Here is a 12,249-nt window from a genome sequence, read left to right as displayed (position 1 = left end):
ATTTCGACCTTGCTTGCCTTCCTTGTGGTTGTGCATACCACTGAGTGTTTGGATCAAACCAAATGGAAATATTACCTCGGTTAATAAGGGCACGATTGTAGAAAGACCAGTTAGTTGTACGATAGATTTTAGGAGCAGGTTTATTCATATTGAAATTATAGGACTGAATAATCTTTCTAGGCTAGGTTTATGCAACAAAGCCCTTTAGAGTTGAAGTAACAAATCAAATTTAAATCAGATTTGAAAAATAATTACGGTAGTTGCTGTCCTGTGGTAATAATTCTAATAAACGCTGTACAGCATCAATACGATCATGTGTTTGCCCAATAATCCGTAATAATTGATCGGTATCCTTTATTTGATAAATCAACTGGCTTAAACGGGCATCAAAACAATGTCTCCAAGTACTGAGTAAAGGGCTTTCTGATTTAGATAAAAAGCTACCTTTATATAGCGAGAATGTACTCGAAATAAGATTTGCATTTAATGATTGTTCAGCACGTAAAAAATCACATTGGACTTCACAGGTAAGCCTATAAATGCGAGCCTCAATTGAATGAGGTAATAGGCTACGAAGTTGTGAAAGCTCAGCCTTTAAGGTTTTTAGGCTGACATTACGCTCACCATAAAGGGCATAGTGTAACTCTTCTAAACCAATGCCGTAAGGATACAAAGCTAAAATGCAAAGTATTTCAATTTGACGGTGAGTCAAGTTCAAAGTATGCCCATTAAATTGAACCCAGGGCGAACCTAGCGCTTTAATGTATAAAAAATTTTTCTGTTCAAATTTTATTGCTCGCTGTATTAAGTCTGCACAGCGTTCCACAGCAAGAATGCCTAGAGGGGTATGTTTTTTATATTTTGTGGAAAGATTGATAATGCCATGAAATTGACCTGAAGTCGGATCCCAGATAGGTGCTGCATAACAGACCCAATCACGAACGCTGTCCATTTGGTTTTCATGAGAATATACACAACTTGATGTTTGACTATTTAATGTCATACCAATCGCATTGGTCCCAACCGCCTGCGTTGACCAATGGCCACCTTCAATAAAATGTACCTGTTCAGCAGAAGAAAGCATCGCGGAACTACTCCAGGTCCATAACAGAGTACCATGGTGATCTGTAAGACCAATTGCCATATCGGAATCATTAGCAATTCTTAATAAATCGGCATAATTATGCTGAATAGAGCGGCGGAATAGGGAAGTCTGATCTTCTTGAGGCAAAGCCAAAACGGGTGCAGCCTGAACAATATGCTGATTAATTAAATGTGTTGTTTGCAGCTTTTTTGCTAGTGCTGTATTGAACAGGTTCATATCATATTCCTTTATGATTAGACTGTAATATCTTTAAACTTCAGAAATCAATTTCCAGATCTATACTCATTCAATCTTTTCTTACGTGTACCAAATCATTTTTCTTGGATTCGTTAAATAACCTTTTTTGGGTTTTACCAGCCTTTTAGCTACTTTAAAAGTGTTGTTATGGACTGGAAATGACTATTTTTATCTGAAGTGTTAATAAAAGTAACCATTATGTTGATAAATAGGATCCTTTAAATCATGAAAATGTCATTCACGCACGTAGGGCACAGGTACAGCCTCACCATAATACTGGCGGTCAGCAAAATAACTCGATCGCACTAATGGTGCACTCCAAATATTCTTAAACTCTAAGTGCCCTCCATGAGTTTGATAATGTTTAAACTCTTGCAATGTAACAAAACGATGAATTGGCGCATGTGATTTGGATGGCTGTAGGTATTGGCCGATTGTGACATAATCAATTTGATAATCTTTCAAATCATTTAATAACGCAATAACCTCAGCTTCAATCTCTCCTAAACCCACCATCAAACCACATTTCGTTGGGATATCAGGGCAGTAGTGTTTAAATTTCTTAAGTAAATTCAATGAATGCTGATAGTCAGCGCCTGGTCGCATGGCTTTATACAGGCGTGGCACGGTTTCAATATTGTGATTAAAGACATCAGGTGGATTTTTGCTCAAAATTTTAAGTGCAATATCTGCGCGACCACGAAAATCAGGAACCAAAACTTCAATCAAAGTGCCTGGACTAGTTTGACGAATTTCTCGAATGCAATCTGCAAAATGCTGTGCACCGCCATCTTTTAAATCATCTCGGTCAACGGAAGTAATCACAACATACTTTAAGTTTAGATTCTTCACTGTTTCAGCCAAATGCAGTGGCTCGTTGATATCTAAGGCATTAGGACGGCCATGCGAGACATCACAGAATGGACAGCGTCGAGTACAGATATCACCCATAATCATGAATGTTGCTGTTCCACTACCGAAACATTGCGGCAAGTTAGGACAAGCCGCTTCTTCGCAAACGGTATGTAGTTTTTGTTGTCTTAATAAATCCTTAATGATTTGGACTTCCTCAGGTTGACTAATTTTAGTCCGGATCCATTCTGGCTTTTTCGGTATCGTTTCCGTTGGAACAACTTTAATTGGAATACGCGCCATTTTTTTAGCGCCACGTAGCTTCTTTCCAGTTAATACTGGGTTATTTAAATCCATTTCAAACACTCCGTCGTTTAAAATAATTAATATTGAGCCTGATATTAAATAAGCTGATTTAAATGCGTTAATAATATTAAAACAGGGCAAAAAACTTATCATATAAAACAAAGGTTGGTTAAAGGTTTGTTTTTGTATATAGCTGAATAATATTAAAAAATTTACAAATTTTTTAATATTATAAACCACTGTTTTTAATGTTTATCTTATGTTTTTATGCATTATATTTTTTTAGTCTAATATGAAATTAAATAAAAATATTCTTATATAAATATACGATTTAAAAATCCAGTTATTCAATTTGGGATTTTCTTTTAAGCGTAGTTAATAAGGAATAAATATATGCAATTAACGGAAGAGCAATTGCTAGCAGCATACAAAAGAATGCGCGACATTCGTGAATTTGAGGATCGACTTCACGATGAAAACAATACAGGTGATATCCCAGGTTTCATCCATCTTTATAGCGGTGAGGAAGCTGTTGCCGTAGGGATCTGTGAAAATTTAACAGATAAGGACTTCATTACCTCAACACATCGTGGTCACGGACATTGTATTGCAAAGGGCTGTGACATTCACGCCATGATGCTAGAAATTTTTGGCAAAGATGATGGTTTGTGTCGTGGTAAAGGTGGCTCAATGCACATTGCGGACTTAGATAAAGGCATGCTCGGTGCAAACGGTATTGTGGGTGGTGGTCCACCTTTGGCTATTGGGGCAGCTTTAAGTGCTAAAACACTCAAAAATGGTGGGATTGGTCTATCTTTTACCGGTGATGGCGGTTCAAATCAGGGCTTAACTTTTGAAGCCATTAATATGGCTGTTGTTTTAAAGCTTCCTGTCATTTTTGTTTTTGAAAATAACGGTTTTGGTGAAGGTACTGCACATGATTATGCCGTAGGCAGTAAAGATATTGCAGGCCGAGCAGCAGGTTTTGGCTTACCCGCTGAAAAAGTAGATGGAACAGATTTTTTTGCTGTGTATGAAGTTGCACAAAAGGCTATTGAACGTGCCCGCCGTGGTGAAGGTCCGAGTGTGATTGAAACGGTAACCAACCGATTTTATGGACATTTTGAAGGTGATCCAGGGCTTATCCGTTCTAAAGAAGAACTGGATTATGTCAAAGAACATAAGGATCCATTGAAAATATTCCGCGAAAAAGTCAAAGACAAAATTGACGAAGCCAAGCTCGATGCGATTGACGCTCAGTCTAAAGCCAATGTAGACGATGCTGTTGCAAAAGCACGCGCAGCTAAGTACCCAGAAGCCTCTCAGTTACTTACTGATGTTTACGTCTCTTACTAAAGGAATAGTAGAACAATGCCAAATAAAAGTTATCGAAACGCAATTAAAGAAGCAATTGAATTAGAAATGCACCGAGACCCAAGTGTCATTGTGGTCGGTGAAGATGTTCGTGGTGGGCATGGTGGCAAAAATACCGATGACAATAAACTGGAAGGTTTTGGCGGTGTACTTGGTGTAACCAAAGGCTTATGGACTGAATTTGGTTCTGAACGAGTCATTGATACTCCAATTACAGAATCAGCGATTATTGGTATGGCGGCAGGTGCTGCTGCAACGGGTTTAAGACCTGTGGCAGATTTAATGTTTATGGATTTTTACGGCGTGTGTTATGACATGCTGTATAACCAAGCAGCTAAATTTCGCTACATGTTTGGCGGCAAAGCCAAAGCGCCACTCGTTGTACGAGGCATGATCGGTGCAGGTTTTTCTGCCGCAGCACAGCATTCTCAGTCGCCATATAACGTGTTTGCCTCAGTACCTGGCTTAAAAGTGGTGGTGCCTTCGAGCGCCTATGATGTGAAAGGGTTATTGATTCAAGCCATTCGAGATGATGACCCAGTAGTCTTTTGTGAACACAAGTTATTGTACGACATTAAGGGCGAAGTACCAGATGAGGCCTACACTATTCCTTTTGGTGTCGCAAATTACACACGTGAAGGTACTGATATCACCATTATTGCCTTAAGCCTGATGGTGCATCGTGCCAATGAAGTTGCTGACAAGCTCGCAAAAGAAGGCATTTCGGTTGAAGTGGTTGACCCTCGAACCATTTCTCCATTAGACGAAGATGGCATTTTAGAGTCAGTGGCTTCAACAGGTCGCGTAGTTATTGTGGATGAATCAGCAGCGCGTTGTGGTTTCGGACATGATGTGGCTGCCCTCATTGCACAGAAGGGCTTTCATTATCTTAAAGCACCAATCGAGTTAGTCACTCCACCACACTCACCCGTACCATTTTCACCAGTACTAGAAAAAGAATGGTTACCTAGTGTAGAACGCATCGAACAGGCTGTACGCAAGACGTTGGAGGCTTAGGATGAGCGAAATTAAAACTTTAGAAATCCCAAAATGGGGTTTGTCCATGGAAGAGGGTACGATTGCCCAATGGCTGATTCAGGAAGGTACCCAATTTAGTAAAGGACAGGAAATTTGTGAAATTGAAACCACAAAAATCGTCAATGTATTGGAAGCACCTTTTGATGGCCTGCTACGAAAAATTATTGCTAACGATGGTGACACACTGGTCGTAGGTGGAATCATTGCAATCTGTGCAGACGCTCAAGTTTCTGATGCAGAAGTTGAAGCATTTGCACAGTCTTTAGGTGGAACACCTGCTGTAACTGAAAATAAAGCGGTAGCAGCGGTTCCTGAAAAAGTCGATGTGGCTCAAGTTGAAACCAAAGTACAAGCTGCTCCTAAACAGAACAGTGTTGGTAATGGATCAAAAGCGGTGACTCAGGGCGGATATTCTATTCCTGATGAGTTACAAGGCTACCAACAAAGCGATGATATTTTTGCAACGCCACATGCCTTGAAATTGGCTGAAAAGCATAATGTAAACTTGGCTCAGATTACAGGTTCTGGACGTGAAGGCCGTATCAGTGTTCAAGATATTCAGGCCGCAGTTCAAGCTGCTGGTGGTTCTTGGCCAGATGTACGTCATCAAGCCAGCACGAAAGCCGCAAAATCTAAAGCAGATGATAGTGATGTTCTAGCAACACCTGTTGCTCGCCGTTTGGCAAAACAATGGGGTATTAATTTGCATGATTGTCGTGCATCGGGTTCACGTGGACGAGTCTGTAAGGAAGATGTTGAAGCTGTATATCAACGTGAAAACCCTGTACAAGCTCAACATACTGAGTACGCGCATCCAACAGAGTCAGCAAAATTCACCACCGTAGCTATGAATGGTATGCGTAAAGCAATCGCTGCACGCCTACAAGCGGCAAAACGCAATGCACCACATTTTCGCTTAACGATAGACTTAAATGTTGAGTCGGTTCAGGCTTTGCGTCAGCAAATTAACAGTACTGTACCGCAAGTCAAACTGTCCATTAACGATATGCTGATTAAAGCTGCTGCTGCTGCACTGATTAAAGTTCCACAAGTTAATGTTCAGTTTGATGAAGAGAATCAGCAGATTTTACAGTTTGAACAAGCTGATATTTCGGTTGCTGTGGCCATCGAAAATGGACTGATCACACCAATCATTAAAGCAGCGAACCGTAAATCTTTGGCGCAAATTTCCAATGATATGCGTGATCTGGCAACACGTGCCAAAACTGGAAAATTAGCACCTGATGAGTTTCAAGGCGGTAGTTTCAGTATTTCCAATTTGGGAATGCTGGGTATTCAACAATTTGATGCCATTATTAACCCACCTCAAGGTGCAATTCTGGCCTTAGGTATAGCAGAGAAACGTGCTGTCGTTGAAAATGATGAGATTGTTGTTCGTGAAATGGTGACCGCAACATTGTCTTGTGATCATCGTGTCATTGATGGTGCGTTGGGTGCTCAATTCCTATCGGTATTGAAGCAGTTTGTCGAAAATCCTGCATTAATTTTGGTGTAGGAGGAATAGTCATGTCAGATACACAATTTGATCTTGTGGTTATTGGTGCTGGTCCTGGAGGATATGTCGCTGCGATTCGCGCAGCGCAACTGGGATTAAAAACGGCAATCGTTGAAAAACAACACTTAGGTGGAGTATGTCTTAATTGGGGATGTATTCCAACCAAGGCATTATTGAGCGGGGCTGTGCTTGCGCAGCAGTTCAAACATGCAGGGCAGTTTGGCTTTACGCTTAACGCGATTGGTTTTGATATTCAAACACTGGTCCATCATAGCAGAAAGGTTTCTGAGCAACTGGTGCAAGGTATCGGTCAATTATTGAAAAAAAATCAAATCACTGTTTTTAACGCAGCAGCCCAGTTTATTGCCAAAGAGCAATTAGAGCTTACAGATGCGAATGGTCAAAAACAGCAGATTTCTGCACCGCATATTATTGTCGCAACAGGTGCACGTGCGGCCAATTTGCCTCATATTCCTGTAGATGGCCATCAGGTCTGGAGTTATAAAGAGGCTTTAGTTCCAGAACAACTACCAAAATCTTTACTGGTCATTGGTTCGGGTGCTATAGGCAGTGAGTTTGCAAGCCTATACCAAGACTTAGGCTGCCAAGTCACCTTGGTTGATATTGCAAAGCAGATTCTTCCTAGCGAAGACATTGAAGTTGCGAAGTATGTACAAAAGCAATTTGAACAGCAGGGTATGCAGGTTTTAACTGAAGCAACGGTAAAAAAAATAGAAACTGATCAGGCTCAAGTACATTGTCATATTGAAACTGCCACAGGTGTACAAATCATTACTGTTGAAAAGGTGCTTTCAGCTATTGGCGTGAAACCGAATGCGGAAAATCTTGGCCTAGACGATTTGGGTGTTGAATTTGAAAATGGTTTTATCAAAGTTGACTCATGGTGTAAAACCAATGTCGTGGGCATTTATGCAATTGGTGATGTCGCAGGCGCACCGTGTTTGGCACACAAAGCCAGTCATGAAGCCATTCTTTGTGTGGAGAAAATTGCAGGCCTAAGTCATGTACATGCTTTAGATCGTACACAAATTCCGGGCTGTATCTTTACCCATCCGCAAGTGGCCAGTATTGGTTTGACAGAACAGAAAGCGAAAGCTGCGGGCTTGAATATCAATGTGGGTAAGTTTCCCTTACAAGCCAATGGTAAAGCATTAGCTTTGGGCAATAGCGCAGGATTTGTTAAAACCATTTTTAGTCAGGAAACGGGTGAATTGTTGGGTGCTCACATGGTTGGACATGAAGTCACCGAACACATTCAAGGTTTTGCTATAGCAAAATACCTAGAAGCTACGGATGAAAGCTTAGCACAGGTCATTTTCCCTCATCCTACTTTATCTGAGGCGATGCATGAGTCGGTATTGTCGGCAATGCAACGTGCAATTCATATTTAAGGAATCGCAACATGCCTAGAGGTTTAAACAATAAAGTTGCATTAATTACGGGTGCAGCACAAGGAATTGGACGTGGTATTGCCTTACGTTTGGCACAAGAAGGTGTTCATATTGCATTGGTCGATCTTCATCAAGAAAAGTTAAATACTGTTCAACAAGAGATCGAAGCCTTTGGCGTAAAAGCCACCACATTTATTGCAGATATTTCAGATCCAATACAAGTCAGTCATGCAATTGATCATGCAGAATCGACACTTAATGGCTTTGATATCATGATCAATAATGCAGGGATTGCACAAGTTAAAGCGTTGGCAGAAGTAACGCCGAGTGAATTTAACAAAATCATGAACATCAATGTCGGTGGTGTACTTTGGGGGATTCAAGCCGCAGCAAATAAATTTAAACAACGCCAACAGGCTGGAAAAATTATTAATGCCTGCTCAATCGCAGGTCATGAGGGTTTTGCTCTCCTCGGTGTTTATTCAGCAACTAAATTTGCAGTTCGTGCATTGACACAAGCTGCAGCTAAAGAATATGCCAGTGCTGACATTACTGTAAATAGTTATTGTCCGGGTGTTGTTGGTACAGATATGTGGGTCGAAATAGATCAGCGTTTCTCTGAAATTACAGGCGCACCAGTTGGTCAAACGTATAAAAAATATGTAGATGGCATTGCTTTAGGACGTGCTGAAACACCAGATGACGTGGCTGCATTAGTTGCATTTTTAGCCAGCGAGGATGCAAACTACATTACAGGGCAGTCTATTTTGACAGATGGTGGAATGGTGTACCGTTAATATCAACATAAGGAATACATAATGAAAGCAGCTCGCTTTTATGACCGAGGGGATATTCGGATTGAAGATATTCCTGAACCGAAAGTAGTTCCAGGCACAGTTGGAATTCAAGTTGCATGGTGCGGTATTTGCGGTACAGATTTACATGAATTCATGGAAGGCCCTATTTTTATTCCACCTTGTGGTCATCCACATCCAATTTCAGGAGAATCTGCACCTGTAACAATGGGACATGAATTTTCAGGCGTAGTTTATGCAGTTGGTGAGGGAGTAGATGATATTCAAATTGGGCAACATGTCGTAGTTGAACCCTACATTATTGCGGATGATGTACCGACTGGGCCGAATGATAAATATCATTTATCAAAAAATATGAACTTTATTGGTTTAGGCGGACGCGGCGGCGGTCTTTCTGAAAAAATTGCGGTTCAGCGCCGTTGGGTACATCCTATCTCAAATGATATTCCCTTAGACCAAGCAGCATTGATAGAACCTTTGTCCGTTGGTCATCATGCCTATGTACGAAGTGGTGCAAAAGCTGGTGATATCGCACTGGTTGGTGGAGCAGGCCCAATAGGTTTACTCTTATCAGCCATTTTAAAGGCTAAAGGTCTCACGGTGATCATCACTGAACTGAGTGCAAAACGTAAAGAAAAAGCGATAGAAGCGGGCGTTGCAGGTTATGTACTAGACCCATCACAAGTTGATGTAGTTGCCGAAGTAATGAAAATTACGGAAGACCACGGTGTTGATGTCGCTTTTGAATGTAGTAGTGTTAATAAAGTCATGGATACACTGGTGACGGCGATAAAACCAACAGGGGTAGTCGTCATTGTTTCTATTTGGAGCCATCCTGCCACAATTAATGTGCATAGTGTGGTCATGAAAGAGCTCGATATTCGTGGCACGATTGCTTATGTCAATGACCATCAGGAAACCATCCGTTTAGTCGAGCAAGGTAAGATTAATCTGGAACCTTTTATTACCCAACGTATTGCATTAGATGATCTTGTTTCTAAAGGCTTTGAAACATTGATTCATAATAATGAGTCTGCTGTAAAAATTATTGTTCATCCGTAGTAACGCCTAATTTCAAAGACAAATTTGAATAAGCTAGAGATAAACTCTATGTAGCTATTTTTAATATTTATAGCGATAGGAAATGAGTCTGTATTTACAAACTCATTCTCATAATAGTGATTGGAAAACTCTATTTTTTAAGAAGAAATTGACAACACATAATGTATAATTTAATTTATATCAATATTAATGAATTTAATACCGAAATTCGTCTACTTAACTTATGTTTACCTAAAGTCTAGTTCATCAATTAAATAGTTAATATTTCATTAATAACCAATGAATTACAAGATAATTTATTTGAATGTAAAAAACTTGATTCATGAACTTGTGAATTTTGACCATTTTAGAATACATATAGCTAAACGATTCCTATTGGTAGATAAACTCAATGCTAGAAATTTTATAGTCAAGCCCAATAGATTTATGCACCTTGCGCAGTAGTACTACTCATGTCTTAAATAAGTTTACAGAATTAGGCCGACCTCACACCCAAGTTGTCACTTAAATTTAAGTAATTTACGAAAATTCTATTTTAAGTCTTTATGCAACAAAGCCGGTTTATTTACGAATAGGAAATGTCTACAGAATCTATTTTATTTATGCAACTTCACTAAAATACTCTTTATACCCTTATAATTTCTGTATTAAAAAGATATACGAAGAGAATCACGGATGGCGACAACGATCGCAAAATCAGGCTCCACAAACTTAGCCAATATCATTTACCAACAAATCAAAGACGATATTTTTAGTTTTCAACTTAAACCAGGACAACGCTTCACTGAAACGGATATTGCTGAAAAATATCAAGTGAGTCGCACGCCTATTCGTCAAGTCCTCTATCGTTTAGAGCAAGAAGGTTATGTGAATGTGCATTTTCGCAGTGGTTGGGAAATTAAACCCTTAGACTTTAATTTCTATCAAGAGTTGTTTGATTTACGCATGATCTTGGAAAAAGAGGCAGTCAAACGCTTATGTATGCTGGATCATGAACAGTCGTTAGAACTACAAAAGCTCAAACAACTCTGGTTGGTCGAACCAAGAGCCTATAATCAGAACATTAAAGAATTGGTATTACAAAGTGAAGATTTTCACTGTGCTTTAGTGCGGGCTGCAGGGAACAACCAAATTGCGAAGATCCATCACGAGATCAGCGAGAAGATTCGAATTGTACTGAGTTTGGGTGCCATGCGTGAATTTGATATTCAACATGCCTATGAAGATCACGGGGCAATTTTACGACGTATTCTAAATCGTGATGCTGAGGGTGCAATTCATCTCGCTGAACATCATGTCCTGCATAGTATCGAAGATGTAAAAAATATTACCTTGCATATGATTTCTAATCTTTAATTAAAACTTATAAATAGATGAATTTGAATGCCAATTCCCGAAGTTGGCATTTTTTTTGCCTGTAATACCACCATCTTGTATACAAGAGTGTATTCAACTCTAAGCTGATGCTTATTTGAATATATATGCTTATATTTGGTGCACAAATCAAATGAATAATGCACCAAAAGTATTCTAATTTTATTTATGCATTTTTTTTGTGCATAAAGCCGAGGGTGGTTGTAGTGAGTTTGCGTTTAGTTGTATTGATGAGTGGTGTTGGCGTGAGTACGTTAGTGATGGCTGATGAGGTGAATCGTTTAGATACCATCACCGTGACTGCAACGGGCACAACCGAATCAGAATCCTCATCCAAATCAATCACTAAATTTCAGCATGAATTATTGGATGTCCCATTTAATAAAACACATTTAGCTGAAGACATTTTAAAACAGCAGGATATTCAACGGATTGATCAAGCATTGAATTTGGTCAGTGGGGTATCGAACAATAATAGCTATGGCGGTGGTTTTTGGGATAATTATTCATTCCGTGGTTTTGAAGGTAATCCAAATACAGGCGTGGAATATATCCGCAATGGCCTAAGTGTGAACCGTGGCATATCTGCACCACGTGATATGGTCAATATTGCATCTTTGGATTTTTTAAAGGGGCCAAATGCGGCTCTGTATGGAAGGGGTGAAATTGGCGGTGCATTAAACGTCACCACAAAAAAACCAAGCTGGCAAAGTGCGACAGCACTTAATCTACGTGCTTCAAGTCAAGAAGAATATCGCATTAGTGCTGAACATACTGCACCGATTACTGAACAAGTGGCGTATCGCTTAGGAATTGCCGTAGAGGATAATCAATCCTTCCGTGATCATGTTAGCTCAGAACGGTTATTTGTTGCACCACAACTCACTTGGAAAATCTCACCAGACACACAACTTGATCTGGATACTGAATTTAGTCAGCATCTTGGCACCTTTGATCGTGGGCTGACTGCGGTCAATAATCAAATCACCATGGACAAGCACACCTTTACCGGTGAACCGCATGATGGTGATATGCGTGTCAAAGACAATTTATATCAACTGCGTTTAGCACATCGCTTCAATGATACTTGGAAAATGAATGGTGCACTCAGTTATAAAGATGCACAAATGGTCGGTTTAGAGGTGGTCCCACTTGTTT

The 12,249-nt window shown here is 39.9% G+C and carries 10 protein-coding genes and 1 pseudogene; 8 read left to right on the top strand and 3 right to left on the bottom strand.

The features are described from left to right. From B3143_RS09785 to lipA, 3 genes and pseudogenes are all read right to left on the bottom strand, one after another. Positions 1-148 (bottom strand): annotated as a pseudogene (locus B3143_RS09785) (IS5/IS1182 family transposase); the annotation flags it as partial. A gap of 81 nt (positions 149-229) precedes the next feature. Further along, positions 230-1,321 carry a hypothetical protein gene (locus tag B3143_RS09780; protein WP_004812193.1) on the bottom strand — a complete coding sequence of 364 codons (1,092 nt, stop codon included), beginning with the start codon at positions 1,319-1,321 and terminating at the stop codon, positions 230-232. A gap of 255 nt (positions 1,322-1,576) precedes the next feature. Continuing rightward, positions 1,577-2,551 (bottom strand): lipoyl synthase, encoded by a 975-nt coding sequence (lipA, locus tag B3143_RS09775; RefSeq protein WP_004812191.1) that lies wholly within the window; start codon positions 2,549-2,551, stop codon positions 1,577-1,579. Between the two features lie 342 nt (positions 2,552-2,893). Between lipA and B3143_RS09770 the strand changes: the two genes are divergently transcribed. The 8 genes from B3143_RS09770 to B3143_RS09735 all read left to right on the top strand — a co-directional run. Next, positions 2,894-3,856 carry a thiamine pyrophosphate-dependent dehydrogenase E1 component subunit alpha gene (locus B3143_RS09770; protein ID WP_004812189.1) on the top strand — a complete coding sequence of 321 codons (963 nt, stop codon included), beginning with the start codon at positions 2,894-2,896 and terminating at the stop codon, positions 3,854-3,856. A 15-nt stretch (positions 3,857-3,871) separates the two neighbouring features. Next, complete coding sequence (locus B3143_RS09765; RefSeq protein ID WP_004812188.1) at positions 3,872-4,891, top strand: alpha-ketoacid dehydrogenase subunit beta; 1,020 nt, start codon at positions 3,872-3,874, stop codon at positions 4,889-4,891. Position 4,892: 1 nt separating this feature from the next. Further along, entirely contained in the window at positions 4,893-6,428 is a 1,536-nt protein-coding gene (locus B3143_RS09760) for a 2-oxo acid dehydrogenase subunit E2 (RefSeq protein ID WP_004812185.1), read from the top strand. 11 nt (positions 6,429-6,439) lie between these two features. Beyond that, positions 6,440-7,840: a dihydrolipoyl dehydrogenase gene (lpdA, locus tag B3143_RS09755; protein WP_004812184.1), complete on the top strand. Its 1,401-nt coding sequence runs from the start codon at positions 6,440-6,442 to the stop codon at positions 7,838-7,840. A gap of 11 nt (positions 7,841-7,851) precedes the next feature. Further along, on the top strand, positions 7,852-8,637 hold the full coding sequence (locus B3143_RS09750) for an acetoin reductase (protein ID WP_004812183.1): 786 nt from the start codon (positions 7,852-7,854) through the stop codon (positions 8,635-8,637). Between the two features lie 21 nt (positions 8,638-8,658). Beyond that, on the top strand, positions 8,659-9,717 hold the full coding sequence (locus B3143_RS09745; RefSeq protein ID WP_004812180.1) for a 2,3-butanediol dehydrogenase: 1,059 nt from the start codon (positions 8,659-8,661) through the stop codon (positions 9,715-9,717). A gap of 675 nt (positions 9,718-10,392) precedes the next feature. Then, the gene (locus B3143_RS09740) at positions 10,393-11,073 is read left to right on the top strand and encodes a GntR family transcriptional regulator (RefSeq protein WP_004812178.1); all 681 of its coding nucleotides are present in this window, start codon (positions 10,393-10,395) and stop codon (positions 11,071-11,073) included. Between the two features lie 248 nt (positions 11,074-11,321). Next, positions 11,322-12,249 (top strand): TonB-dependent receptor (locus B3143_RS09735; protein WP_286740263.1); only part of this gene is annotated, 928 nt, incomplete at its 3' end.

This window comes from Acinetobacter sp. UBA1496 (assembly GCF_002324975.1).
GTDB classification, from domain to species: domain Bacteria; phylum Pseudomonadota; class Gammaproteobacteria; order Pseudomonadales; family Moraxellaceae; genus Acinetobacter; species Acinetobacter variabilis.
The sequence above is the reverse complement of the archived record's forward strand: the minus strand, read 5'-3'. Positions and strand labels throughout refer to the sequence as shown.

Bases quoted from the DNA above. Each gene is read 5' to 3' on its own strand.
- B3143_RS09780 (WP_004812193.1), bottom strand. From the start codon at position 1,321: ATGAACCTGTTCAATACAGCACTAGCAAAAAAGCTGCAAACAACACAT.
- lipA (WP_004812191.1), bottom strand. From the start codon at position 2,551: ATGGATTTAAATAACCCAGTATTAACTGGAAAGAAGCTACGTGGCGCT.
- B3143_RS09770 (WP_004812189.1), top strand. From the start codon at position 2,894: ATGCAATTAACGGAAGAGCAATTGCTAGCAGCATACAAAAGAATGCGC.
- B3143_RS09765 (WP_004812188.1), top strand. From the start codon at position 3,872: ATGCCAAATAAAAGTTATCGAAACGCAATTAAAGAAGCAATTGAATTA.
- B3143_RS09760 (WP_004812185.1), top strand. From the start codon at position 4,893: ATGAGCGAAATTAAAACTTTAGAAATCCCAAAATGGGGTTTGTCCATG.
- lpdA (WP_004812184.1), top strand. From the start codon at position 6,440: ATGTCAGATACACAATTTGATCTTGTGGTTATTGGTGCTGGTCCTGGA.
- B3143_RS09750 (WP_004812183.1), top strand. From the start codon at position 7,852: ATGCCTAGAGGTTTAAACAATAAAGTTGCATTAATTACGGGTGCAGCA.
- B3143_RS09745 (WP_004812180.1), top strand. From the start codon at position 8,659: ATGAAAGCAGCTCGCTTTTATGACCGAGGGGATATTCGGATTGAAGAT.
- B3143_RS09740 (WP_004812178.1), top strand. From the start codon at position 10,393: ATGGCGACAACGATCGCAAAATCAGGCTCCACAAACTTAGCCAATATC.